This window comes from Nonomuraea bangladeshensis (assembly GCF_039529455.1).
Taxonomy (GTDB): domain Bacteria; phylum Actinomycetota; class Actinomycetes; order Streptosporangiales; family Streptosporangiaceae; genus Nonomuraea; species Nonomuraea bangladeshensis.
In genome coordinates this window covers 83,319-105,914 of sequence record NZ_BAAAMV010000012.1, presented here as the reverse complement: position 1 = coordinate 105,914, position 22,596 = coordinate 83,319, and the positions used below count along the sequence as shown (strand labels likewise).

23 protein-coding genes are annotated in these 22,596 nt (G+C 72.8%); 8 read left to right on the top strand and 15 right to left on the bottom strand.

Annotated elements, in window-relative coordinates:
- The first annotated feature begins 2 nt into the window (after nucleotides 1-2).
- Genes ABD292_RS37755 through ABD292_RS37745 form a run of 3 tightly spaced genes read left to right on the top strand, consistent with a single transcriptional unit; the run spans nucleotide 3 to nucleotide 2,956 of the window.
- Nucleotides 3-1,043, top strand: a complete 1,041-nt coding sequence (locus ABD292_RS37755) for a taurine ABC transporter substrate-binding protein (RefSeq protein WP_344216111.1) — start codon at nucleotides 3-5, stop codon at nucleotides 1,041-1,043.
- Nucleotides 1,027-1,869, top strand: coding sequence for an ABC transporter ATP-binding protein (locus ABD292_RS37750; RefSeq protein ID WP_344216109.1), 843 nt, complete (start codon nucleotides 1,027-1,029; stop codon nucleotides 1,867-1,869). Before ABD292_RS37755 ends, ABD292_RS37750 begins: the two co-directional genes overlap by 17 nt.
- 4 nt (nucleotides 1,870-1,873) lie before the next feature.
- A complete protein-coding gene (locus ABD292_RS37745) occupies nucleotides 1,874-2,956 on the top strand; it encodes an LLM class flavin-dependent oxidoreductase (RefSeq protein WP_344216108.1) in 1,083 nt (360 codons plus the stop codon).
- A 9-nt stretch (nucleotides 2,957-2,965) separates the two neighbouring features.
- Here the strand turns inward: ABD292_RS37745 and ABD292_RS37740 are convergent, their stop codons facing one another.
- Nucleotides 2,966-3,358, bottom strand: a complete 393-nt coding sequence (locus tag ABD292_RS37740; protein WP_344216106.1) for a hypothetical protein — start codon at nucleotides 3,356-3,358, stop codon at nucleotides 2,966-2,968.
- An 83-nt stretch (nucleotides 3,359-3,441) separates the two neighbouring features.
- On the bottom strand, nucleotides 3,442-3,759 hold the full coding sequence (locus tag ABD292_RS37735; protein ID WP_344216104.1) for a sensory rhodopsin transducer: 318 nt from the start codon (nucleotides 3,757-3,759) through the stop codon (nucleotides 3,442-3,444).
- An 87-nt stretch (nucleotides 3,760-3,846) separates the two neighbouring features.
- On the opposite strand from ABD292_RS37735, the gene ABD292_RS37730 reads away from it, so the two are divergent.
- Nucleotides 3,847-5,067: an FUSC family protein gene (locus ABD292_RS37730; RefSeq protein WP_344216102.1), complete on the top strand. Its 1,221-nt coding sequence runs from the start codon at nucleotides 3,847-3,849 to the stop codon at nucleotides 5,065-5,067.
- On the opposite strand, the gene ABD292_RS37725 is transcribed toward ABD292_RS37730, so the two are convergent.
- Nucleotides 5,059-5,859, bottom strand: coding sequence for a GNAT family N-acetyltransferase (locus ABD292_RS37725; protein ID WP_344216100.1), 801 nt, complete (start codon nucleotides 5,857-5,859; stop codon nucleotides 5,059-5,061). The genes ABD292_RS37730 and ABD292_RS37725 overlap by 9 nt on opposite strands.
- A gap of 5 nt (nucleotides 5,860-5,864) precedes the next feature.
- Nucleotides 5,865-7,964: a phosphate acetyltransferase gene (gene pta, locus ABD292_RS37720; RefSeq protein WP_344216098.1), complete on the bottom strand. Its 2,100-nt coding sequence runs from the start codon at nucleotides 7,962-7,964 to the stop codon at nucleotides 5,865-5,867.
- A 76-nt stretch (nucleotides 7,965-8,040) separates the two neighbouring features.
- Between pta and ABD292_RS37715 the strand changes: the two genes are divergently transcribed.
- Nucleotides 8,041-8,763: a class I SAM-dependent methyltransferase gene (locus tag ABD292_RS37715; RefSeq protein ID WP_344216096.1), complete on the top strand. Its 723-nt coding sequence runs from the start codon at nucleotides 8,041-8,043 to the stop codon at nucleotides 8,761-8,763.
- A 149-nt stretch (nucleotides 8,764-8,912) separates the two neighbouring features.
- On the opposite strand, the gene ABD292_RS37710 is transcribed toward ABD292_RS37715, so the two are convergent.
- A complete protein-coding gene (locus tag ABD292_RS37710; RefSeq protein ID WP_344216094.1) occupies nucleotides 8,913-9,689 on the bottom strand; it encodes an SDR family oxidoreductase in 777 nt (258 codons plus the stop codon).
- A gap of 174 nt (nucleotides 9,690-9,863) precedes the next feature.
- On the opposite strand from ABD292_RS37710, the gene ABD292_RS37705 reads away from it, so the two are divergent.
- A complete protein-coding gene (locus ABD292_RS37705) occupies nucleotides 9,864-10,724 on the top strand; it encodes a helix-turn-helix transcriptional regulator (RefSeq protein WP_344216092.1) in 861 nt (286 codons plus the stop codon).
- 81 nt (nucleotides 10,725-10,805) lie between these two features.
- On the opposite strand, the gene ABD292_RS37700 is transcribed toward ABD292_RS37705, so the two are convergent.
- The 3 genes from ABD292_RS37700 to ABD292_RS37690 form a co-directional block, all read right to left on the bottom strand.
- Entirely contained in the window at nucleotides 10,806-11,321 is a 516-nt protein-coding gene (locus ABD292_RS37700; RefSeq protein ID WP_344216090.1) for a GyrI-like domain-containing protein, read from the bottom strand.
- Between the two features lie 98 nt (nucleotides 11,322-11,419).
- A complete protein-coding gene (locus ABD292_RS37695; protein ID WP_344216088.1) occupies nucleotides 11,420-12,268 on the bottom strand; it encodes a cytochrome c biogenesis CcdA family protein in 849 nt (282 codons plus the stop codon).
- Between the two features lie 5 nt (nucleotides 12,269-12,273).
- A complete protein-coding gene (locus ABD292_RS37690) occupies nucleotides 12,274-12,846 on the bottom strand; it encodes a TlpA family protein disulfide reductase (RefSeq protein WP_344216086.1) in 573 nt (190 codons plus the stop codon).
- A 275-nt stretch (nucleotides 12,847-13,121) separates the two neighbouring features.
- Between ABD292_RS37690 and ABD292_RS37685 the strand changes: the two genes are divergently transcribed.
- Nucleotides 13,122-13,961 carry an alpha/beta fold hydrolase gene (locus ABD292_RS37685; protein WP_344216084.1) on the top strand — a complete coding sequence of 280 codons (840 nt, stop codon included), beginning with the start codon at nucleotides 13,122-13,124 and terminating at the stop codon, nucleotides 13,959-13,961.
- A 30-nt stretch (nucleotides 13,962-13,991) separates the two neighbouring features.
- Here the strand turns inward: ABD292_RS37685 and ABD292_RS37680 are convergent, their stop codons facing one another.
- The 6 genes from ABD292_RS37680 to ABD292_RS37655 form a co-directional block, all read right to left on the bottom strand.
- On the bottom strand, nucleotides 13,992-15,146 hold the full coding sequence (locus tag ABD292_RS37680) for an NADH:flavin oxidoreductase (RefSeq protein WP_344216082.1): 1,155 nt from the start codon (nucleotides 15,144-15,146) through the stop codon (nucleotides 13,992-13,994).
- A gap of 61 nt (nucleotides 15,147-15,207) precedes the next feature.
- A complete protein-coding gene (locus ABD292_RS37675) occupies nucleotides 15,208-15,669 on the bottom strand; it encodes a hypothetical protein (protein ID WP_344216080.1) in 462 nt (153 codons plus the stop codon).
- Nucleotides 15,670-15,773: 104 nt separating this feature from the next.
- Nucleotides 15,774-16,760, bottom strand: a complete 987-nt coding sequence (locus ABD292_RS37670; protein WP_344216078.1) for an LLM class flavin-dependent oxidoreductase — start codon at nucleotides 16,758-16,760, stop codon at nucleotides 15,774-15,776.
- A 120-nt stretch (nucleotides 16,761-16,880) separates the two neighbouring features.
- Complete coding sequence (locus ABD292_RS37665; RefSeq protein WP_344216076.1) at nucleotides 16,881-18,098, bottom strand: L,D-transpeptidase; 1,218 nt, start codon at nucleotides 18,096-18,098, stop codon at nucleotides 16,881-16,883.
- A 146-nt stretch (nucleotides 18,099-18,244) separates the two neighbouring features.
- Entirely contained in the window at nucleotides 18,245-18,844 is a 600-nt protein-coding gene (locus tag ABD292_RS37660) for a dihydrofolate reductase family protein (protein ID WP_344216074.1), read from the bottom strand.
- Nucleotides 18,841-19,677, bottom strand: a complete 837-nt coding sequence (locus tag ABD292_RS37655; protein ID WP_344216072.1) for a metalloregulator ArsR/SmtB family transcription factor — start codon at nucleotides 19,675-19,677, stop codon at nucleotides 18,841-18,843. Before ABD292_RS37655 ends, ABD292_RS37660 begins: the two co-directional genes overlap by 4 nt.
- An 89-nt stretch (nucleotides 19,678-19,766) precedes the next feature.
- On the opposite strand from ABD292_RS37655, the gene tsaA reads away from it, so the two are divergent.
- A complete protein-coding gene (gene tsaA, locus ABD292_RS37650; RefSeq protein WP_344216070.1) occupies nucleotides 19,767-20,168 on the top strand; it encodes a tRNA (N6-threonylcarbamoyladenosine(37)-N6)-methyltransferase TrmO in 402 nt (133 codons plus the stop codon).
- Between the two features lie 109 nt (nucleotides 20,169-20,277).
- Here tsaA and ABD292_RS37645 read toward each other — a convergent pair whose 3' ends face one another.
- Entirely contained in the window at nucleotides 20,278-22,458 is a 2,181-nt protein-coding gene (locus tag ABD292_RS37645; protein WP_344216068.1) for a TerD family protein, read from the bottom strand.
- Between the last annotated feature and the right edge of the window lie 138 nt (nucleotides 22,459-22,596).

Genomic DNA, 22,596 nt, shown 5'->3' with positions numbered 1-22,596 from the left:
CCATGAAACTCCGCCTCGTCCCCGCCCTGGCGCTCGCCCTCTGCCTGGCCGCCTGCTCGACCGGCACCGGCGCGAGCCCTGCCGCCGACGCCGCCGCCAACGCCGACGGCAGCCCCAAGGAGCTGCGCATCGGCTACCAGCTCATCCCGAACGGCGACCTCATCGTCAAGGACCAGCGCTGGCTGGAGAACGAGCTGCCGGGCACCAAGGTGACCTGGATCAAGTTCGACTCCGGCGGCGACGTCAACACCGCGATGGTGGCGGGGAGCATCGACATCGGCCTGGCCGGCAGCAGCCCGGTCACCCGCGGGCTGTCCGCGCCGCTGAACATCCCGTACCAGGTGCCGTGGATCTTCGACGTCATCGGCGAGAACGAGGCGCTGGTCGCCCGCGAGGCGACCTCCGTCGACGGGCTGAAGGGCAAGAAGATCGCCACCCCGTTCGCCTCGACCGCCCACTACAGCCTGCTCGCCGCGCTCCAGCGGGGCGGGCTCGCCGAGTCCGACGTCACCGTCGTCGACCTGGAGCCGCCGGACATCCAGGCCGCCTGGACGCGCGGCGACATCGACGCCGCCTACGTCTGGACGCCGGTGCTCGGCGAGCTCCGCAAGACCGGGAAGACGCTGGTGACCAGCAAGGAGCTGGCCGCGGAAGGCAAGCTGACCGCCGACCTCGCCGTGGTGCGCACCCAGTTCGCGACCTCCTACCCCGAGACCCTGCGGACCTGGCTGCGCCAGCAGGACCGGGCCGTCAAACTGGTGCGCTCCGACAAGCAGGCCGCGGCCGCCGCGGTCGGCCGCCAGCTCAACCTCGCCCCGGACGAGGCCGCCGCGCAGCTCGACGAGCTGGTCCTGCTCGACGGCAAGGAGCAGGCCGGGCCCGACTACCTCGGCACGCCGGACGCGCCGGGCAAGCTCGCCGAGAACCTGCGCGACGCGGCCACGTTCCTCAAGGCGCAGAACAAGCTGCCGGCGGTGCCCGAGCTCACGGTCTTCCAGAAGGGCCTGGCCACAAAGGACCTGCGCGATGCGTTCAGCGGATGAGCTGACCGGCGGGTCGCGTACCGCGGCCGGCGTGCGGCTCGACGGCGTCTCGCTCACCTACCGCCCGCGCTCCCGCTGGTCGCGCGCCCAGCCCGTCGAGGCGCTGCGCGACATCACGGCCGGGTTCGACGCGGGCGAGTTCGTGGCCGTCGTCGGGCCGTCCGGCTGCGGCAAGAGCACGCTGCTGCGGCTGGTCGCCGGGTTCGCGGCCCCGACCGCCGGGCGGATCGAGGTGGGCGGCACGCCGGTGACCGGCCCTGGCCCCGACCGGGGCGTGGTGTTCCAGCAGCCGCGCCTGTTCCCCTGGCTGAACGTGCGGCGCAACGTCGAGTTCGGGCTGCGGACGGCGGGCGTGCCGGGGCCGGAGCGGCGGGCGCGGGCGGCCGGGCTGCTGGAGCTCGTCGGGCTCGGCGACGTGGCGGAGCGGCGGCCGTACGAGCTGTCGGGCGGCATGCAGCAGCGGGCCGCCATCGCCCGCGCGCTGGCCCCCGGCCCGGCGATCCTGCTCATGGACGAGCCGTTCGCCGCGCTGGACGCGCTCACCAGGGAACGCCTCCAGGAGGAGCTGCGCCGGCTCTGGCAGGCCACGGGCACGACCGTGCTGTTCGTCACGCACAGCGTGGACGAGGCCGTCTACCTGGGCACCCGCCTGATCGTGATGAGCAGGCGGCCCGGCCGCGTCCTGCTCGACCAGCGCTCGGCCCTTCCCCACGCGCCCGACCCGCACACCCACCCGGACTTCCCGGCGGTGCGCGAGAGCGTGGCGCTGGCCGTGCGCCGGGCCGCGGCCGATGATGACGGCGACGACATGAAACAGGCGAGGTAGTCCGATGCTCCGTTTCCACTGGTTCCTGCCGACGACCGGCGACGGCCACGACGTCCGCTCGGCCATCACCACGACCGACGCCTTCCGCCCCGCCGACCGCGCGGCGAGCCTCGCGTACCTCACGCAGGTGGGCCGGGCCGCCGAGCAGGCCGGGTTCGAGGCCGCGCTCACCCCCGTCGGCGCGGGCTGCCCCGACCCGTGGATCGTCTGCGCCGCGCTCGCCCAGCACACCGAACGGCTGAAGCTGCTCGTCGCCTTCCGCACCGGGTACGCGCTGCCGACGCTGCTCGCCCAGCAGGCGCAGTCGTTCCAGGAGATCTCCGGCGGGCGGCTGCTGCTCAACGTCGTCACCGGCGGCGACCCCGTCGAGCAGCGCGCCTACGGCGACTTCCTCGACCACGACGCCCGGTACGCGAGGACCGGCGAGTTCCTGCACGTGCTGCGCCGCTCCTGGGCGGGCACGCCCTTCGACCACCACGGCGAGCACTACCAGGTCGAGCGCGGCGGGCTGGCCCGGCCGCTCGACCCGGCCCCCACGCTCTACTTCGGCGGCGCCTCGCCGGCGGCCGAGCAGGTCGCCGCCCGGCACGCCGACGTCGTGCTCATGTGGGGCGAGCCCCCGTACGCCGTCGCCGAGCGGGTCGCCCGGCTGCGGGCGCTGGCCGGGCCGCTCGGCCGCGAGCTCCGCTACGGGCTGCGCGTGCACGTCATCGCCCGTGACACCGCCGCCGAGGCGTGGACGGTGGCCGACCGGCTGCTCGCCGGCATGGACCCGGCCCGCGTCGAGGCGGCCCAGCGCCGCTTCGCCCGCTACGACTCCGTCGGGCAGCGCCGGATGGTGGACCTGCACGCGGGCTCCACCCGCGACCTGGAGATCCATCCCGGGCTGTGGGCCGGGGTGGGGCTGGTCCGTGAGGGGGCGGGCACGGCGCTGGTCGGCTCCTACGCCGAGGTCGCCGCGCTGCTGGGGGAGTACGCCGAGGCGGGGGTGTCGGAGTTCGTGCTGTCGGGCTGGCCGCATCTGGAGGAGGCCTACCGGGTGGGCGAGTACGTGCTCCCACGCCTCGCCCCGGTCCCGTCGCCGTGACCTGCTACCTCACGCCGCCCGCCACCAGTACGACGGCCGCCGCAACGTGCCCTGCACCCGCCCGTCGCCCTTGAGCAGGTCCAGCAGCGCCTGGCTGAACTCCGTACGAACGGCGCACGCGCAGCCGCGCCCGGCGAGCACGGCCGCCGCCAGGTCGCGCGTGCGCAGCTCCCGCCCGTCGGCGAGCGCGGCCAGCACCTCCGGCATCGTCGCCGCGGCGGGCGCACCGCCCTCGCCGCAGTCGTGCGCGCCGGGCTGTTCCGACAGGTACGCGTCCAGGCGTGTCAGGAACTCCTCGGACGAGGACGTCACGTCCTCCGCGCCCGTCCGCGGCGGTGTTCGCGACGGCTCGTGCTGGTCGAGCCGCCTGCGCTGACGTCTGATGCGATTACCCTTTCCCATGATCCAGGGACAGTAGCCGCTCGCCGCCGGCCGGAGCGCGCGGCAACGCCCGGCCGATCGGCAAGTTTGCGTCAAACGCCGGCTCACGCCGCCGTGCGCCGGCTCGCCTCGTGGGTGTCGCGGGTCAGGTCGACCAGCACGTCCACGTCGGCGACGATCACGACCGCGTAGGAGATCGCGGGGGACAGGACGGCGGGCCCGGCCAGCTCCTCCAGCGACAGCGCCTGGTGCCGCTGGGCGGGCACGACCGTGCGGTACGGTCCGAGCGGCGGCCGGCCCTCCGCGCAGAAGGTCAGCTCGACGCCGGCGTGGCGCGGCCCGACGTTGAACAGGTGCAGCCGGTCCCCGGGCGCCCAGCCCTCGGTGACCGCCATCCGCTCGGCTCCGACTAACGTCCTCATGCGCGACTCCCGTGTCTGGTGACTCCGTTTGCCGCTACCCAGACAGACCGGTCTCTATCAGGCGTCCTTGTGGGGCAGGGGACAGACATGGACACCGAACCGGGACGGGGGCGCGACGACGGCGGCTCCCCGCTCGGGCGCATCATCCGGAGCGGGGCGGCGGCGCTCGCCAGCATCCACCGGCAGGGACTCGGGCGCTGGCTGCAGCTGGAGCGCGAGGAGCTCATCCAGACGATCAAGGTGACGGTCGCGTGCATGTTCGGCTGGTGGCTGGCCGCGTACGTGCTGAAGGTCGATCTGCCGGTGCTCGTGCCCATCGGCGTGCTGCTGACGATCTCCGCCACCGCGTACGACACCGTGGTACGCGGCGTGCAGCAGGTCGGCGCGGTCTTCGTCGGCATGGCGGCGGCCTCGGCGCTGATCTGGCTGATGGGCGTCAACGCCCTCACCCTGGGCGTGCTCGTGCTGGCGGGCCTCGTGCTGACCCGCCTGCTCAACCTGCCGGAACGCAACGTGCAGATCCCGATCACGGCGCTGCTGGTGCTCGCGCTGGGCAAGACCTACGGCTTCGCCCGGCTCGGCGACGTGCTGCTCGGCGCGGCCATCGGCATCGCCGCGAACCTGCTGATCCTGCCGCCGCGCTTCGTCGACAACGCGATGCGCGAGCTCGGCGACCTGTCCGGCGAGCTGTCGGAGCTGGCCCAGGACATGGCCGACGGCCTGCGCTCCGACTGGGGCAAGGACGCGGCCGACGACTGGCTGGAGCGGGCCAGGGACCTGTCGCGGCGCCTGGAGCAGGCCGAGGAGGCGAGCGACCAGGCCGAGGAGTCGGTACGCCTGTCGCTGCGCCGCCGCCGCTACGACCGCAGGCTGCGGCAGGTGGCCGAGGCCGCGACCTGCCTGGACCACGCCTGCCACCAGTTGAGAGGCGTGGCCAGGGGGCTGGCGGACCTCGTGTCGGGCGTGCGCGGGCTGCCGGCGCAGGAGGCGGCCGAGGTTCCCCGCCCCCTGGCCGAGGAGCTGGACGCGCTGTCACGGCTGTTCGGCACGTTCGGGCGGCTGCAGCTCGGCCGCGGACGCGAGGAGGACCTGCGGGAGCTGCGCGCCGCCCTGCGCGAGGGCGAGCGGCAGCAGCACGTGTCGCAGTCGATGTTCGGCCGGACGCGCGACGACCGGCTGCGGACGCTGCAGGGAGCGCTGCTGGAGGACTGCGCCCGCATCCGGCACGAGTTCGACCCCGACCACGGCCCGCACCGCGACGCCTTCCCCTGGCCGGCGGCGAAGGCGTCCGGCGACGGCTCAGCCTAGGTCGGGGTGGGGGACGTACCTGTCGGGGCGCAGCCGGGCGAGCGCGGCCTCGTCGGCCATGAAGGTGTCGTGGTCGGCGATGTGCCAGCCCGCGCCCAGCAGCAGCGGCACGAGGGGATGCGGGCCGGGGACGGCGATCCGCCCGGTCCGCGCGCCGGTGGCGGCCAGGGCGCCGAGCACCGCGTCCGCGCAGTCGCCTGAGGTGTCGCCGCCCGCCGGGCCGATCAGGGTGTCGTCGCCCGAGCGGCGCGCGAAGGCGTAGCCGTCACCGTCGGTGACGTGCAGGGTGACGTTGGGCTGGGCCGCGTACCAGGAGAGGGTGCCGGGGCGGGCGCCCCCGGAGGCGCGGGCGTCGGCGTCGGCGACCTCCGCCGGCAGGGCCGCGCGGACGGGCGGCGCGGGCAGCGGCGCGGCGGGCCCGGTCAGGTAGAGCAGCGGGGTCCAGGGACGCAACCCGTGCCGGACGTAGAGGGCCAGGGCGCGGGGGTCGGAGCTGGCGAAGGTGACCTTCGGCCCGTCGCCGGCCAGCAACTCGGCCAGCAGGGCCCGGCCGACGCCGCCGGACTGCCGGTCGGGCAGCACGAACAGGTCGCCGAGGTGGGTGAGATCCGCCCGGCGTAGCGTCCCGCCGAACCCGGCGGCGTCCTCGGCGGGAGTGCGCGCGATCAGGAGGGCGCCGAACGCGCGCTCGGCGTCCAGGAAGTCGGCCCCCTGCGGCCAGCCGGTCAGCAGCCCGAACCGGCGGGCGATGCGCCGCACGGCGGGCATGTCGGCGTCCGTGGCGGCACGCACGGCGTTCACCGGCGGGCGCCGGGGGAGAGGGCCACGTCCGCGCCGCTCGTCACGGGCGCGGCCGGGACGTCGTCGCGCACCTGCGCGGCGGTGATGGCGACGGTGGTGACGATGTCGGCGACCGTCGCGCCTCTGGACAGGTCGTTGACCGGTTTGCGGAGGTTCTGCAGCACCGGGCCCACCGCGACCGCGCCGGCGCTGCGCTGCACCGCCTTGTAGAGGTTGTTGCCGGTGTTGAGGTCGGGCACCACGAAGACGGTGGCGCGGCCGGCCACCTCGCTGCCGGGCATCTTGGCGTGGGCGACGGCGGGATCGACGGCGGCGTCGTACTGGATGGGGCCCTCCACCGGCAGGTCGGGGCGGCTCCTGCGGACCAGCTCGGTCGCCTCCCGCACCTTGTCGACGTCCGCGCCCGCGCCCGAGGCGCCCGTCGAGTACGACAGCATCGCGATCCGCGGCTCCACGCCGAACTGCGCGGCCGTACGGGCCGAGGCGATCGCGATGTCGGCGAGCTGGGCCGCGTCAGGGTCGGGGTTGACCGCGCAGTCGCCGTACACCAGCACCCGGTCGGCCAGGCACATGAAGAACACGCTGGAGACCAGCCCGAGGCGCAGCAGCTCGAACGCCGGCCGGATGGTGTGCGCGGTGGTGTGCGCGGCCCCCGACACCATGCCGTCGGCCAGGCCGAGGTGCACCATGAGCGTGCCGAAGTAGGACACGTCGGTGACGGTGTCGCGGGCCAGCTCGACGGTGACGCCCTTGTGGGCGCGGAGCGCGGCGTACTCGCGGGCGAAGCGCTCGCGCAGCTCGGGGTCGAACGGGCTGATCACGGTCGCCCCGTCCAGGTCCAGTCCGAGCTGGGCGGCCTGCGCCGCGATGCGCTCGCGGTCGCCGAGCAGGGTCAGCTCGGCCACGCCGCGGCGCAGCAGCACCTCGGCGGCGCGCAGGATGCGCGGCTCCTCGCCCTCGGGCAGCACGATGCGGCGGCGGCGGGCCCGCGCCCGGTCCAGCAGCTCGTACTCGAACATGAGCGGCGTGACGACGTCGGTCCTGGCGATGGCCAGCCGGTCCAGCAGCACCTGGCCGTCGACGTGCTCGGCGAACAGCCGCAGCGCCGTGTCGATCTTCCCCTCGGCGGCGGGCGTGAAGCGGCCCTCCACGGCCGACAGGCGGGTCGCGGTGTCGAAGGTGTCGCGGTCGGTCGCGATCACCGGCAGGGGGATGACCATGCCGCGCAGCAGCCGCTCGACCGGCGCGGGCAGCTCCGTGCCCCCCGTCATGATCACCGCGGACAGCGAGGGGAAGCCCGGCGAGGTGTGGGCGGCGATCAGGCCGGGCAGCAGCGCGGCGGCCCGGTCGGACGGGATGATCAGCGCGGTGCCCTCGGTGTAGCGGTCGAGGATGTTGGGCAGCGACATCGCGCCCACCGTGAGCCCGCTCGCCTCGCGGCCGAGCCCTTCGCGGTCACCGAGGAAGAACGCGCCGTCGCACGCCTGCAGCAGGTCGGCGACGGTGGGGGCGCGCAGGGACGGGGCCTCCGGCAGCACGAACACGGGCGTCGGATGCTCCAGCGCGGCCCGCAGCCCCGCCGGCTCCGAGGCGCGCGTGACGACGACGGCGAGCTCGTGGGCGTGGTGGTGGACGAGCTGCCGCGTCGACAGCTCCACGGCGGCGGCCACCTCGGCGGCCGTACGGTTCCTCGCGCTGACCACGTTGAGCACGGGCGTGCCCAGGTCGGCGGCCAGCCGGGCGTTGAACTCGAACTCGGTCGGCGCGCCCACGTCGGTGTAGTCGGTGCCGACGACCACCACGGCCTCGCAGCGCCCGGCCAGCTCGCGGTAGCGGGCCACGATGTCGCCGGCGGCGCGGTCGGCGTCGGCGTGCACGTCGTCGTAGGTGACGCCGGCGCAGGCGTCGTAGGGGAGGCCGAGCTGGAAGCGGCTGCGGACGGTGTTGATGAGGTTGTCCTCGCGGCCGGCCCGCACCACCGGCCGGAACACGCCCACCGCCCCCACCTGCCGGGACAGCAGCTCGACCATGCCGAGGGCGACCGTGCCCTTGTTGCTCTCCGCCTCGCCCGCCGCGACGTACACCGCACGTGTCATGCGCCCATTCTGTCCCGCCGCCTGACCGGACGTTTAACCGGTGGCGTCCGTCCGGCTCCGTGCCTAGGGTCGCGGCATGAACGAGGAGTTCGAGGACCCGCGGCTGGCCGCCGTGTACGACCCGCTCGACCCCGACCGCTCCGACCTCGACGTCTACGCGGCGATCGCGGCCGAGCTGGGCGCTCGCAGTGTGCTGGACGTCGGCTGCGGCACCGGGACGTTCGCGCTGATGCTGGCCGCGCGCGGCCTGGAGGTGACCGGCGTCGATCCGGCGGCGGCGTCGCTGGCCGTCGCCCGCGCCAAGCCGGGCGCCGAGCGGGTGCGCTGGATCCACGGCGACGCCCGCGCGCTGCCGCCGATGGCCGCGGACCTGGCCACGATGACCGCGAACGTCGCCCAGGCCATCGTCGAGCCGGACGACTGGGCCGCCACCCTCGACGGTGCGCGCCGGGCGTTGCGGCCGGGCGGGCGGCTGGTGTTCGAGACGCGGGTGCCGGCCCGCCGGGCGTGGCTGGCGTGGAACCGCGCGGAGTCGTACCGGGTGACCGACGTCGAGGGCGTGGGCCGGGTCGAGCAGTGGTTCGACCTGCTCGACGTCAGCGGACCGCTGGTCACCTTCCGTGGGACGTGGGTGTTCGCCGCCGACGGCGCGGTGCTGACGTCGGAGGCCACGCTGCGGTTCCGGGAGCGGGAGGAGGTCGAACAGGACCTGGACGCCCACGGGTACGTCGTGGAGGAGGTCCGCGACGCCCCGGACCGGCCGGGCCGCGAGTACGTGTTCCTGGCCCGCGTCCGGTGACCGATCGTGACGGCGGAGGTGACAGAAACCTGCCTTGACGTCACTCTGCGTGACGAGCGAGGGTGGGAGGTGTCAACGCCCGCCCGCAGGGGCCTGCCGGGTCTCTTCCCTGGTGCTCAACCCGGCCGGCCCCTGCCCTCGCCGCCGCGTCAGCTCGCCTGACCGGTCGGCATGATGGTGACCTGCTGGAGGTTCGCCCGGGGCGGCAGGCTCGCGAGGAACCCGATCGTACGCGCGACGTCCTGCGGCGTCAGCCACTCCATCGCCTGCTTCGACCCCTCCAGCCAGGCCAGCGCCCCTTCGTCGGTGACGTGGTCCTGCAGCTCGGTGCCGACGATGCCGGGCTCGATCGCCGACACCCGCACGTTCTTCGGCCCGAGCTCGGTGCGCAGGTGCCGGGACAGGTGGGTGACGTACGCCTTGGTCGCCGAGTACACGGCGAAGTTCGGGAAGATGTTCTGCGCCGCGATCGACGAGGTGTTGACCAGGTCGGCCACGCCGCGTTCCGCGGCCGCCTTGACCAGTTGCGGGACGAACGCCCCGATGACGTTCATCAGTCCCGTGATGTTGAGGTCGATCTGGTGCCGCCACTGGTCGGTCGCCAGCTCCTCGACGGGCGCGGGCAGCATGACGCCCGCGTTGTTGAACAGCAGGTCGGCGCCGCCGAGCTCGTCGGCGACGCGGTCGGCGGCGGCGCGCACCGCCGCCTCGTCGGTGACGTCGGCGGCGAGGGCCAGGGCTCGGCCGCCGGCCTGGGTGACGCGGGCGACCAGGGCGTCCAGGCGCTCCGCGCGCCGGGCCAGGACGACGACGTGCGCGCCGAGCTCGGCCAGGTGCTCGGCGGTGGCCTCGCCGATGCCGCTGGAGGCTCCGGTGACGACCGCGACGCGGCCCGCGAGGGGACGGGCGGAAGTGTGCGTGGTCATGAGGTGGTCCTTTCCGGGTTCCGTTGCGGAGTTCCGCCCCTTCAGCACATCACCCCGCGACCCCTCGACAGGGGGTCCGGACACGCCCTGACCAGGCAGGTTCTCAAAAGGCTGGTACTGACAGGGCCACCCTCGCCGCGGGCCGCCGGGTCCCGTCCGGCCACAATGGAAGGCATGGACCGTAGCCGCGAGCTCGCCGACTTCCTGCGTTCCCGGCGTGCCAGGATCACTCCCGACCGTACGGGGCTGCCCGCCGACGGGCGTGCCCGCCGGGTGCCCGGGTTGCGCCGCGACGAGGTCGCCCGGCTGGCCGGGGTCAGCACCGAGTACTACACGCGCCTCGAACAGGGCCGCGCCGGCAACCCGTCGCCCGAGGTCGTCGAGGCGCTCGCGCGGGCGCTCGAACTCGACCTCGCCGAGCGCGAGCACCTCACCGACCTGCTCGCCCGGCCCGCCCGGCGGGCGCCGGTCAGCCCGCAGCGCGTCCGGCCGGGGCTCCACCTGATGTTGCGGACGCTCGACCACGTGCCCGCGTTCGTCGTCGGGCGGCGTACGGACATCCTGGCCGCCAACCGCCTGGCCCGGACCGTCCTGACGGACTTCGACGCCCTGCCCGTTCCGCAGCGTAATCTCGCCCGTTACTACCTGCTGGATCCCGCCGCCAGGGAGCGCACGGGGGACTGGGAGCAGATCGCCGCCGAGACCGTGGCCATGCTGCGGCTCGAAGCCGGCCGTTACCCCGGTGACCGCCGGCTCGCCGACCTGGTGGGGGAGTTGACGTTGCGCTGCCCGGAGTTCAGCACGTGGTGGAACGACCATCGGGTGCTGCGGCGCACGCACGGCTCCAAGCGCTACCACCACCCGCTGGTCGGTGAGCTGCACTTCTCGTACGAGTCCCTGCAGCCTCCGGGGGACCCCGACCAGACGTTGTGCGTGTACAACGTGGAGCCGGGGTCCCCGACCGAGGAGGCCCTGCGCCTGCTCGCCGACTGGACGGCCCCGTCCGTGACCGGCAGTTATGAATCTACATTGTAAAGGCGTCGGGGCTGCACAAAACCCTCAAGATCAACAATGGAACGGGCTTCGCCCGTACACCTTCAATGACAAAAAGCGGCTTCACCGTCGTGTCACTGGCTGCCTGAGCAGGGTCTTGGGCTCGGGGTCGGTGAAGTCGGTCAGGTAGATCTCGTGGTGCAGGCCGTTGCGCACCAGGCCGTGCTCGGCCATGAAGGCGTCCATCACGTCGAGCGACACCTTCTCCTCGCTGTAGGGGCCCTCGTGGAGCAGCTCCACGCACTCGCCCTCGGTGAAGACGACCACCTGGACGCGGTCGACGGCGGCGCCGGACGCGCGGGCCTGCTCGCGGGCCGTCTCGACCGTCCCCGGCTCGGGTACGCCGGGCAGCGGCAGCAGCAGGTGCCACCGCCACTGGTCGCGGGGCACGTCCAGGGGCGGCAGGGTGGTGTCCTCCACCCACCAGCGGCCTTCGAGGGGGCCGGCGGGGCCGCCCATGGCGGCGGCCACGGCGTGCAGGGCGCTGATGGCGGAGAGGTGTTCGGTGCCGCCGGGTTCGCCCATGCCGGTGACGTTGAGGCAGGTGGTGGGGCCGTGGTGGACCAGTTGCGGTGTCATGGGGTGCCTCCTGGGGCTTCGTGGGGTGGCCGGGCGGGGTGGTTGCCCGGGTCGGAGCCCTCAGCATGGGGTCTCCCGGTGTGGGAGAGTCCAGTCGTTCAGGGGGCTGGGTCGCGGCGGCGTGTCGTGCGCAGGATCAGGGTCGTCAGGGCGAGCAGGAGGCCGAGTGCGAGGGCGAGCGGTCCTGGGCCGAGTTCGGCTATCCAGCCGGCGATGGTGGTCTGTGCTGCGGTCGCCGCGTTCACGATCGGGTCGTCGGTGTTCTGGCCTGCGAAGACGCGTAGTTCGTACCAGCCGTAGTAGAGGACGTACAGGCCTGCGAGGGTGAGTAGGGCGCCGCTGGCTCTGGAGACGTAGGGGAGCAGTCGTCGCAGCCGGGTCACGAGGGTGGCGCGGGCGAGTGCGACCGTCAGCGACAGGATGGCGATGATCAGGCCCATGCCGAGCGCGTAGGCGGTGAAGGCCGCGGCTCCGCCGCCTATGCCTTGTCCGGACAGTGCGGCGGAGGTGACGGCGAGGAACGGTCCGGCTGTGCATGACAGGGAGGCGAGGGCGTACGACAGGCCGTAGCCGTAGAGCGACAGGGGTGCGGTGGTGGGGCGGCCGGTGGCGAGCCCTGGGAGGCGGAGCACGAGTTCGCGGCCGGAGAGCAGCCATAGGCCCAGTCCGGCCAGAATCGCGCCGATGGCCAGGGTCGCCCATGGCAGGTGGCTGCCCACTGATACCGCCAGTATGGTCACGACCAGTCCGAACAGGCCGAAGACGGTGACGAATCCGGCGGTCATCGCGGTGGCCAGGATGAGGGCGCGGCGGATGGGGCGGGTTTCTTGGTCGTTGATCAGGAGGGTGAGGTAGGCCGGGAGCATGGCGAAGCCGCATGGGTTGAAGGCGGCCACCATGCCGGCGGTGAGTGCCAGGGCGAGTGGTGTCTGGGTGGGGGAGGTCATGGCGGCTACTGGGCGGTCAGTGTGCGGAGGTGCTTCTCCAGTCCGTTCTGGCCGAGTGGTCCGGATGCTTTTTCGAGTGTGCCGTCCGGTTTCATGAATACGAAGGTGGACTGTTCGGTGACTCCGAGTTTCGTCCATACGGCGCCTTTGGCGTCGGACAGGTGGACGAGGTCGCTGGTGCCTGTGCGCTGGACGAACTCTTTCATCGCGGCTTCGGTGTCCAGGCCGGCGATTCCGATGAATGTGACGTCTTTGTGCTGGGTGGCCGCCGCTTTGACGGCGGGGGCGTCGGAGAGGCATTTGGGGCACCATGGGGCCCAGAACCAGAAGGCGATGGGTTTGCCCGCGAGGCTTTCCCCTTGGAAGGTTTTGCCGTCGAGTGTCCGGGTGGTGAAGCGGAGTGCGGCGGGTGCCGTGGCCTTGCGTGTCTCCTCGTTGCTGCCGGTGGGTGCGGCCGGCGCGGATGCTGAGGTGTCGGTGGCCTGGTGTTCCGGCTGGTCGGGGGGCGTGGTGCCGCATGCGGCGGTCAGCAGGGTGAGCGTGGTCATCGCGGCGGCGGCGCTTCGCAGGGTGCTCATGGCGACCACCGTAGATGTGCTGGGCTGGGTCACTTCTTACGAGATGGTGATGGTCGCGGTGGTTCAGGTGGGTTGCGGGTCGCCGGCCCTGCCGAGAGCCTGGCTCTGGCCGCCGCCGGGGCGTACCCGTGGAGGTCGCGACTTGGATTCGGCGGGTCCTGTCACGGCCTGCTCATCCATGTCGACAGGACCTCGGTGTCCTGGTCGCGGGTGGCGGGTACGCCGGTTGCAAACCTTTCCGTGGGGGTGCGGGTTGCGCTCCTACGCTGTGGGACATGGTGATGATCGATGGTCTGGCGTGCGAGGAGGCCGGTGAGGGGCCGGCGCTGGTGCTGATTCACGCGGGCATCGCTGACCGGCGCATGTGGAGGCATCAGCGTGAGGTGTTGTCCGCTGGTCATCGGGTGATCAGTTATGACTGGCGGGGGTACGGCGAGTCGGCTGATCCGGTGGGTGGGGTCGTTCATCACGAGGATCTGCTGCGGGTGATGGACGGGCTCGGCGTGGAGCGGGCGGTGCTGGTGGGTGACTCGATGGGCGGTTCCTACGCGGTGGAGGCGGCGTTGGTGGCGCCGGGCCGGGTGGCGGGGCTGGTGCTGATCGCTTCGGGGTTGTCGGGTCATGTGTGGCCGGAGGAGATGGTGGCGCAGGCGCGGGAGCGGGTGCACAGCACGGTTCCTGCTGATCGGCTGGCTCGTTACTGGGACGGCACGGCGGAGAAGGTGCTTCCTGAGGATCTGGACGCCTTCGCCCGGGCGCATGCGCTGTGGCAGGTCGCGGGGCCGGATCGGGGGGCGGATGATCTGGATCCGCGGGTGTGGGAGCTGGCGCTGGCGATGATGCGCCGGGTGTTCGAGCGTTCCTGGAGTTGTCCGCCGGTGCCGGAGCGGCATCTGTCGGCGAAGGACCGGCTGGGTGAGGTCGGCTGTCCCGCTCTGGTGATCAACGGGTTGGAGGATGTGCCGGGGATTCAGGCGGTGTCGGGGTTGCTGGCGGAGGGGATCAGGGGTGCGGGGCGGCTCGATCTGCCGGGGACGGGGCATCTGCCGCCGTTGGAGCGGCCTGCGGAGGTCAATGCCGCGCTGATCGGTTTTCTGGCGGGTCTGGGGTGGTGACGGGTCAGTGGCGGTCGCGAAGCGATGGGGTCAGGTCAGGACGCAGCGGGTGCCGGTGTAGATCGTGGGCATGCACTTGTTGCAGTGGACGCACAGGGAGCGGGTCGCGGGGTCGGTTCGGAGGCGGTTGACGAGGTCGGGTTCGCGCAGCAGGGCGCGGGCCATGGCGACGAACGGGAAGCCCTCGGCCATGGCCAGGTTCATGGTGGCGCGCTGGCTGATGCCGCCCAGGAGGATCAGGGGTGTTTTGAGTGCGGCGCGGAAGTGGCGGGCGGAGTCGAGCAGGTAGGCCTCCTGGTAGGGGTAGGCGCGGATGAAGCGTTCGCCGGCGAGTTTGATGGCGAGGCGGGCGGGTTGTTTGAAGGTGGCGGCGAACTCGTGGATGGGGGCGTCGCCGCGGAAGAGGTACATGGGGTTGAGCAGGGAGCTGCCTGCGGTGAGTTCGAGGGCGTCGAGGCTGCCGTCGCGTTCGAGCCATTGGGCGACCTGGAGGCTTTCGTCGATGCCGAGGCCGCCGCGTACGCCGTCGTCCATGTTGAGTTTGGCGAGGATGGCGATGCGGTCGCCGACGGCGTCGCGGACGGCGCGGGCGGCTCCGAGGGCGACTTTGGCGCGGTTGGCCAGCGGGCCGCCGTACTCGTCGTCGCGCTTGTTGAGTCTGGGGGAGAGGAAGGCGCTGGCGAAGTAGTTGTGGCCGAGGTGGATCTCGACGGCGTCGAAGCCGGCTTCGGCGGCGAGCCGGGCGGCGGTGGCGTGGGCGGCGGTGATGCGTTCGATGTCGGCGGTGGTGGCGCGTCTGGTCATGGCGATGGCCTGCGGGTTGAACGCCGCGGACGGGGCGAGGGCGGGCAGGCGGTTGGATTTGCTGTTGGCGACGGGGCCGGCGTGGCCGATCTGGGCGGAGGCGGCGGCGCCTTCGGCGTGTACGGCGTCGGTGAGGCGGCGCAGGCCGGGCAGGGCGTCGGGGCGCATCCAGATCTGGCGGCGTTCGGTGCGGCCTTCGGGGGCGACGGCGCAGTAGGCGACGGTGGTCATGGCGGCGCCGCCGGCGGCGTGGGCGCGGTGGAAGGCGATGAGGTCGTCGCTGACCAGGGCGTTTCTGGTCATGCCTTCGAAGGTGGCGGCCTTGATGATGCGGTTGCGCAGGGTGAGCGGGCCGAGTTTGGCCGGTTCGAACACGTCCATGCGGGTCTCCGGGTGTCGGGGCCGCCTTCAGTCAAGCACTGACGGGGCTTTGCCTCGACCCCTATGGGGACGGCTTGTGGTGTCCTTCGAGTCGGCCGCCGAGCCGGGCGCGGAGGTCGGTCAGGAGGTCGGGGGCGGCGACGACGGTCCATCGGTCGCCGACGAGGTAGGTCCCGCCGTACGGTTGGGCTTCGTCGAGCCAGGCGCGGGCGCCGGCCTGGGTGGCGAAGGTCAGGAGGGTGTAGCGGCCCGCGGGGGTGTGGCAGCTGACTTCGCGTAGTTCGGTGGCGTCGACCTGGAGTTTGGGGTCGGTGCAGGCGACGGCTCGCTGGAGTTGTTCGAGGTCGGCGGCGGGGAGGGGTTGGTCGTCGGGAGGGGGTGGCTGTGTCGCGTGCCGGTGGGCGGTCGCGGCGTGGGCGGTGGTGGTGAGGGCCGGGTCGGGGGTGAGGAAGGTGGACACGGCCAGGCTCACGCCGATGAGGATGAGGCAGGACGCCGCGATGGACCGTACACGGTGCAGCATGTCGCCAGGTACGCAGGGGGCGGGGTCGCGGTTCAATTGCCGTGCGAGTTTTTATCGCTTGTGGCGGATCGGGAAGTGACAGCCGGCTCGGAGTTGGCGCCGTGTCAGGTGGTGAGCTGGGGGAGGACTTTTTCGCCGAACAGGCGGATCGCGCCGAGCACTTCGTCCTGGGGGAGCCCGCCGATGTCGATCAGCAGCAGGTGTGTGTCGAGGCCGAGCAGTTTCTGCTGGGCGTTGAGGCGGTCGGCGACCTCGCTGGGGTCGCCGCAGATCGCCGCTCCGGCCATGAGCTTGTCGAGGTCGATCGCGGCGCCGTCGCCGCGCCAGCGGCCGGCGAAGGAGGCGTAGGCCCGTAGGTGGGGCCGCCAGCGTTCCCGGGCGTCGTGTTCGGCGACGAACACGTGACTGGGCAGTCCGACGCGGCCGGGGGCGCGGCGCCGGTAGTGGGTGACGAGGTCGAGGTGGACGGCGGGGTCGCGCAGGGTGCTGGGCAGCATGAGCGGCAGTCCCAGGGTGGCGGCGAGGTCCGCCGAGGCGTGCGATCCGCTGCCGATCCAGACCGTGGGGTGGGGCCGCTGTACGGGTCGTGGGGCGGTGGTGACGTTCTCCAGCGGGCCGCGGTAGGTGCCGTGCCAGGTGACGTTTTCTTCGCGCAGCAGGGTGAGCAGCAGCCGGAGGTTCTCGTGGAAGCGTGGCCGTAACTCGGCGGGGGTGATGCCGAAGGCGGCGTCGGTCTCCCTGGAGACGCCGCGGGCCGCGATGAGCTCGGCTCGTCCGTCCGACAGCGCGTCGAGGGTGGCGAGCTCTTCGGCGACGCGTACGGGGTCGTGGTGGGCGAGCAGGGTGACGCCGGTGGACAGGCGCAGGGTGGTGGTGCGGGCGGCGATCGCGGCGAGCAGGAGTTGCGGCGCGGAGACGATGTAGCGGGTGAAGTGGTGCTCGCCGATGGCGATGCCGGTGAATCCGGCCTGTTCGGCGGCGACGGCCTGTTCGATCACGGCGCGCAGGCGTTCCCGCTCGGGTGGTGAGACGCCGGTGCGCGGGTCGGGCAGGTGGTCGCCGAGAACCAGCAGGTAGACCGATGCGGTCATGGAAGCCCCCGTCAGCGTGGGCGGTCGTCTGGCACCGGGACCGATCTGTGCGGTTCGGTCCCGGTGGGCCGCTGATTGTGACTATAAGAGCCGACGGGGGCGGTGCGCGGGTGTGACGGGTCAGGCGTCGTTGGGACGGGGCGTCTCGGCCGGTTTGGCGGGCGTGGCCGGGGTGTCGGGCGTGTACAGGGCGCTGCCTGCTCGCCATTCCTCCCAGGACTTGGCCCACGGGGTCGGCCCGTTGCCGAACTGGAGTTTGTGCTTGGTCCCGACGATTTTGATGATGTCGCCGCGCTGGGTGAAGTTGTAGAACCAGCGGGCGTGGGAGGTGCTGGCGTTGACGCAGCCGTGGCTGACGTTGCGGTGGCCCTGGTCGCCGACCGACCAGGGGGCGGCGTGGAAGAACATGCCGCTGTAGGTCATGCGGATGTTCCATTTGGTGCGAGTCCGGTAGAGGCCGGGCAGGCCGATGGTGGCGGAGTCCATGATGATGTCGGGGGCCTTCTCCTGGGCGATCATGGTGCCGGACCAGCTTTCGAAGCCGGGTTTGCCGAGGCTGATGGGGATGGTCCTGACGACCTTGCCGTTGTTGCGGACGACGGCGCGGTGGGTGCCGTTGCGGATCTTGGTGATGTGCTCGGCGCCGACGGTGAAGGTCACCCGCCGGTCCTTGACGCCCCAGGTGCCGCGGCCGACGCGCAGCCCGGCCAGGTGCGCGACCACGGTGACCTCCTGGCCGGAGGGCCAGTACGTGCGCGGCCGGTACTGCACCTCCCGGTCGCTCACCCAGCTCCAGGAGCCCTCGACGGGTTTGGACATCTCCACCGTCAGCGCGCGCTCGACCGCCGCGCGGTCCTCCCGTGCCGGCACCGGTTTCGACAGGGTGAGCTGGATGGGCATCCCGACGCCGACGCGCTCGCCGTCCATCGGCGACATGCCGCCGTCGATCACCCGCGCCGGTTTGAGGGTGGTGAACGTGGCCCGCTCGGTGACCTGCCGGCCGTCGGTGCCGACGGCGCGTGCCCGCACGGTGTACGTGGTGGAGGGTTTGAGCGGCCACTGGGGCCGCCAGGTGCCGTCGGCGCCGGCGCTGCCGCTGATCTGGCGCCCGTCGGCGTCGGTGACGGCCACTGCGGTGATCTGGCCGTCGGCGACCTTGACGGTGATGCCGGCGTCCGGGGCCACCTTCCGCGTGCCGTCGGCGGGCGTGATGAGCAGCCTGGCCGGGGCGCCTTGCGGCTGCCGCGCCGGGGCGCCGGGCTCGCCGGGGGCGCATGCCGCGGTCAGGAGCAGCACCGCGGTGCAGGCGCTGAGGAGTAGGGTGCCGCCGGTCCGCATCGTGTGTGCCTCCAGTTCCCCGCAAGTAGGCATAAGTGGGGCTAGTAGCCTCTTAGTGATACGGATAGCGGCATTCCCACTACTGACAGTAATCATGCCGAGATGTCGCAATCGGCCGGTGATCACGCCATATCAGCGGGCTTCTTCTAGCGGACGCGGTCGTAGACCAGGGCGAGCTCGCCCAGATCGCCGCCGCGCTGGTGGGTGAGCCGCCACTTCGAGGCCGGCAGGCCGTCGTCGAACAGCCGCTGCCCGCCCCCGGCGATCTCGGGGGTGATGAGGAGGTGGAGCCGGTCGAGCAGGTCGGCCGCCAGGAGCGGCTTGATGACGCTGGCGCTGCTGTTGACGAGGATGTCGCCGCCGCCGGCGGCCTTCAGCTCGGTGACGACGTCGGCGGCGGGGGCGTTCACCACGCGGGTGCGTTCCCACGGGGCCTCGGTCAGGGTGGTGGACAGGACCACCTTCTCGGTGCCGACCAGCCACTGGGCGTATCCGCGGTCGCGCGGGTCGGCGTCGCCGTCGTCGGCGACCGAGGGCCAGTAGCCCATGAACCCCTCGGCGTTGACCCGGCCGAGCAGCGCCGTGGTCGCGTTCTCCCAGATGCGGTTCATGTGGTCGCGCGCGACCGCGCTGGTGACGTAGGGGGCGAAGGCGGCGAAGTCGCCCGGCCCGCCGGGGCCGTGGTAACGCCCGTCGAGGGTGAGGCTCAGGTTCGCGGTCACTTTGCGGCCGGTCGGCTGGTTCATGTCGTGCTCCTGGTGGTGGGGAGGTCGGTGAGGATCGCGGCGAGCTTGTCGAGGCTCTGGCCGAAGCCGATCTCGATGCCCGCGACGAAGTCCGCGGACTCGACCGCGCTGTCGGTGATGCGGAAGCGGACGTCGAGGTCGGTGCCGGCGGCGGCGGGCCGGAGGGCGAGGTCGAGGTGGGCGGTGAAGGCGGGGGTGCCGTCGGGGAGCTCGGGGGAGAGCCGGTAGGCCAGGTGCTCGCCGGGCCGTACGTCGTCGACCACGCCCCGCGCCCGCCCGACGACCAGGTCGGAGCCGTCGGCGTCCTCGGCGTCGCGGTACTCGTGGACGATCCGGCCGCCCTGGCGCGCCTCGAAGACGAGCTCGGAGACGCGCAGGTCCTGCGGCGTCCACCAGCGGGCGAGCAGGCCGGCCTCGGTCAGGTGCCGCCAGACCTCCTCCGGGCTCCCCGTCAGGGACCGGTGGAAGGTGAAGGAGCGGCCGTCGGCCCACCCCGGCTCCCGGGCGGCGAGCCGTTCGGCCTGGAGGGTGAGTCCGTAGCGGTCGTAGGTCTCGCGGGAGCCGCCGGCCCGGTCGGCGGTGTCGGCGAGCCGGGTGAGCGCGGCCGCCAGCTCCCGCAGCGGCCCGGCCCGCAGCGCGTAGACGCGGCGCTGGCCGGAGCGCTGGGAGGTGACGAGGCCGGCGCGTTCGAGGTTTTGCAGGTGCTTGGTCGTCTGGGGCTGGCGGGCTCCGGCGAGCTGGGCGAGCACCCCGACGGGCCGGGGCCGCTCGGCCAGCAGCTCCACGAGCCGCAGGCGGGCCGGGTCGGCCAGTGCGGTGAGGATCGCGTCCATGCCGAGAAGTATTCACCACAAAGAATATTCTTGTCAACGAATACTTTCGGGGGTGGCGCCCCGGGGGCGGGCTGCGGTAGGGAGAGATCATGACGTACGAGATCCGGGTGATCGGCGCGGTCGAGTCGCCCCTGGCGGATCGCGCGAGCGCGCCGAAGCAGGGCCATGAGGGCGCACCCGAAGCCTGGCTGGCGTTCGACCCGGCGATGGCGGAGGGGATCGGCGATCTCGCGGCCGGTGACGAGGTGTTCGTCCTGACCTGGCTGCACCTCGCCGACCGGACCGTGACGGCCGTGCGCCCGCGCGACGACCCGCGCAACCCGCTGACGGGGGTCTTCAGCACCCGCTCCGCCGACCGGCCCAACCCGATCGGGCTGCACCGGGTGCGGGTGCTCGCGGTGGACGGGCTCCGGGTGCGGGTGGCCGGGCTGGAGGCCGTGGACGGCACGCCGGTCATCGACGTGAAACCGGTCCTGGACGCGGCGCGCTAGGCGCCCGCGTCCAGGACCGAAGCGAAGGGCGAGGAAAGCGGGAAGGCTGGAGATTCTTTACGAAGAAAGAAGAAGGAAGCCCACCCATGGCCTCGCGATCCGCACCCTATCAGGCGGGGATCAGCTCGTGCAGCGTCGCCGGCGTGTAGACCCGCGCCCCCTCCGGCGCGTCGGCGGGGGCCTGCAGCCCGAGGTAGGTGGTGTGGTCGCCGGTCCCGCCCCTGCGGGCCAGCAGGGCGGCCAGGTGGCGGACCGTGAGGTACTCGCGTTCGACGATCGAGCGCACCAGCAGGGCCGTGCTCAGCCGGTTGCCCTCGACCTGGTTGAAGGCGGGGCTGCCCTTCAGGTAGAGGTGCAGCCACTTGGCCCGCCAGCGGCCGTCGCCGCCGCGCAGGAAGACCAGCGGCAGCGCGACGCTGCCCGCGCCGCGCAGGTCGGACTTCATCCGCACCGTACGCGGCTCGAACGGCAGGCCCTGCTGCACGAGGTCCCTGGTCATGAACCCGAAGAACGCCTCCGCCGCCTGGTCGAAGGGCTCACCGTCGTAGACGTTGACCTGGGGGATGACGACCGGGCGGGTCGCGCGGGCGAGGACGACGTCGATGAACTCGCTCGCGCCCTGGGCGGCCGTGGTCAGGTCGCCGGAGTAGGTGGCGAAGTCGTTGGTGTAGTTCGTCCACGAGATGTACTCGGGGTCGCCGTAGGCGTCGTCCAGCATGAGCGCCGACAGGTCGTAGTCGGTGCGGCGCGCGGTCTGGCGCCAGTGGACGAAGAAGCGCAGCAGCTCCCCCTCGACCGGCGCCGTCGAGCCGCGCGGCAGCATGCCGAGGCCGGGGGCGGCCGCCTTGCCCGACAGCGGCAGCGCGACGTCGAGCATGGCGGGCTCGACGACGAGCGTGCCGAGGTCGGGCAGCCGCCGCGTGATCTCCTCGTCCAGGAGGCCGGCCGCCTGCGCCAGCACGCCGGCGGAGAGCGGGGGGCGGGTGTCGGCGCTCGTCCAGGCGCGGCCGTGCCGGTTGACGAAGACGCGCCCGGCGGCCGGGGCGAGCCGGTTGTGCAGGTGCTCGCGCAGCGACAGCAGCACCCGGCCGGACGCGGCCCGCGCCGCCTGGGCGGCCGCCGCCAGCACCCGCTCCGGGTCGGTGCCGGTGCGCAGCAGGTGGTCCAGCCGGCGCAGCAGCGCGCCTGGGGAACGTTCCAGCAGCTCGACCGCCTCGTCGGTGCGCCCGGCGGCCAGCGCCGTCTCCACGCGGCCGCCGAGCCCGCGCGCTGGGCGCTCGCCGCGGGCGACGTCGAAGACGTGCGCCGCGCGCGGCAGGTGCGGGTACTCGTGCGGGTGCAGGCGTTCGCCGAGCCGTTTCCACGGCTCGCGCAGGCGGGGCACGTCGCCGAGGGCGGCGTCCGTGGCGACGGCGTCCAGGGCCTTGAGCAGGGCGCGGCGCTCGGCGCGGCGGAAGGAGCGGAACCGGGTGGCGGTGGCGAGCGTGACGTCGCCGCCGGAGGCGCCGCAGGCCAGGCGGAGCACGTCGGTCACGGTGTCCACGAGCAGCGGCAGGCCGGCGGCCAGGCGCGCCGCGTTGACGACGGCGCGGTTCTCCCGCACGGGGATGTGCTCCGGGGCCTCGCCGGCGGCCGGCTCGGGCAGGTGCTCGGCGCAGTACACGGCCAGCTCGCGCAGCGCCGCCAGGTCCTCGGCCGGCAGCGGCACCCGCGAGCCGGCGAGCGACAGGTACAGCTCACGCGCCTCCGAACGCAGGTCGCCGCCCAGGTCCAGCACGGTGACGCGGTCGCCGGCCAGCGGGATCAGCTCGGCGTGCGCGGCCAGCAGGTCGGCGTAGGCGTGCGGGTAGCTGCCGTAGTCGGGCAGGGTGAGCAGGTTCAGCGTCCGCGGCGTGACCGCCTGGTCGGAGGCGTCCGGGCCGAGCAGCGAACGCCACATCAGGCTGGTCCAGAACTCGGCCGTGCCGGGGACGTTGCGCGGGAAGTCGATGAAGTAGGCGTTGTGGCGGACGTGGTCGCCGGCCAGCTCGCGGACGGCGGCCAGGATCCGCAGGCCGAGGTCGATCACGTGCTCCACGCTCAGCCCCGACAGCCGCTCCAGCAGCGCCGGCGAGCAGGCGAAGCCGGCGGTCAGCAGCGCGGCGTCGAGCTGGCGGGCGGCCACCTCGCCCCGGCCCGGCCGGCCGCCGTCGGAGGCGCCGTCGGAGGCGCCGCCGGAGGCGCCGCCGGGGCCGGCGTCCAGGGGCACGCGTAACCTGCGGGTGATGACGAGGCTTTCCAGGTTGTCCACCGGCGTACTTTATCGCCGTTGCCGCAGGGCAGATGATCGCGCTGAGCGGCGAAAACCCGTTGCCGGGGAATGCTCCGCGATCGTATGGTTTTGCGCTCGTGATCACAGTGGTGGAGCGAGTCCTGCCCGCGCGGCTCG

What these genes read in the sequence shown, in the direction of transcription:
- ABD292_RS37755 (WP_344216111.1), top strand. Translation starts at nt 3, where the DNA reads ATGAAACTCCGCCTCGTCCCCGCCCTGGCGCTCGCCCTCTGCCTGGCC.
- ABD292_RS37750 (WP_344216109.1), top strand. Translation starts at nt 1,027, where the DNA reads ATGCGTTCAGCGGATGAGCTGACCGGCGGGTCGCGTACCGCGGCCGGC.
- ABD292_RS37745 (WP_344216108.1), top strand. Translation starts at nt 1,874, where the DNA reads ATGCTCCGTTTCCACTGGTTCCTGCCGACGACCGGCGACGGCCACGAC.
- ABD292_RS37740 (WP_344216106.1), bottom strand. Translation starts at nt 3,358, where the DNA reads ATGGGAAAGGGTAATCGCATCAGACGTCAGCGCAGGCGGCTCGACCAG.
- ABD292_RS37735 (WP_344216104.1), bottom strand. Translation starts at nt 3,759, where the DNA reads ATGAGGACGTTAGTCGGAGCCGAGCGGATGGCGGTCACCGAGGGCTGG.
- ABD292_RS37730 (WP_344216102.1), top strand. Translation starts at nt 3,847, where the DNA reads ATGGACACCGAACCGGGACGGGGGCGCGACGACGGCGGCTCCCCGCTC.
- pta (WP_344216098.1), bottom strand. Translation starts at nt 7,964, where the DNA reads ATGACACGTGCGGTGTACGTCGCGGCGGGCGAGGCGGAGAGCAACAAG.
- ABD292_RS37715 (WP_344216096.1), top strand. Translation starts at nt 8,041, where the DNA reads ATGAACGAGGAGTTCGAGGACCCGCGGCTGGCCGCCGTGTACGACCCG.
- ABD292_RS37710 (WP_344216094.1), bottom strand. Translation starts at nt 9,689, where the DNA reads ATGACCACGCACACTTCCGCCCGTCCCCTCGCGGGCCGCGTCGCGGTC.
- ABD292_RS37705 (WP_344216092.1), top strand. Translation starts at nt 9,864, where the DNA reads ATGGACCGTAGCCGCGAGCTCGCCGACTTCCTGCGTTCCCGGCGTGCC.
- ABD292_RS37700 (WP_344216090.1), bottom strand. Translation starts at nt 11,321, where the DNA reads ATGACACCGCAACTGGTCCACCACGGCCCCACCACCTGCCTCAACGTC.
- ABD292_RS37695 (WP_344216088.1), bottom strand. Translation starts at nt 12,268, where the DNA reads ATGACCTCCCCCACCCAGACACCACTCGCCCTGGCACTCACCGCCGGC.
- ABD292_RS37690 (WP_344216086.1), bottom strand. Translation starts at nt 12,846, where the DNA reads ATGAGCACCCTGCGAAGCGCCGCCGCCGCGATGACCACGCTCACCCTG.
- ABD292_RS37685 (WP_344216084.1), top strand. Translation starts at nt 13,122, where the DNA reads ATGGTGATGATCGATGGTCTGGCGTGCGAGGAGGCCGGTGAGGGGCCG.
- ABD292_RS37680 (WP_344216082.1), bottom strand. Translation starts at nt 15,146, where the DNA reads ATGGACGTGTTCGAACCGGCCAAACTCGGCCCGCTCACCCTGCGCAAC.
- ABD292_RS37675 (WP_344216080.1), bottom strand. Translation starts at nt 15,669, where the DNA reads ATGCTGCACCGTGTACGGTCCATCGCGGCGTCCTGCCTCATCCTCATC.
- ABD292_RS37670 (WP_344216078.1), bottom strand. Translation starts at nt 16,760, where the DNA reads ATGACCGCATCGGTCTACCTGCTGGTTCTCGGCGACCACCTGCCCGAC.
- ABD292_RS37665 (WP_344216076.1), bottom strand. Translation starts at nt 18,098, where the DNA reads ATGCGGACCGGCGGCACCCTACTCCTCAGCGCCTGCACCGCGGTGCTG.
- ABD292_RS37660 (WP_344216074.1), bottom strand. Translation starts at nt 18,844, where the DNA reads ATGAACCAGCCGACCGGCCGCAAAGTGACCGCGAACCTGAGCCTCACC.
- ABD292_RS37655 (WP_344216072.1), bottom strand. Translation starts at nt 19,677, where the DNA reads ATGGACGCGATCCTCACCGCACTGGCCGACCCGGCCCGCCTGCGGCTC.
- tsaA (WP_344216070.1), top strand. Translation starts at nt 19,767, where the DNA reads ATGACGTACGAGATCCGGGTGATCGGCGCGGTCGAGTCGCCCCTGGCG.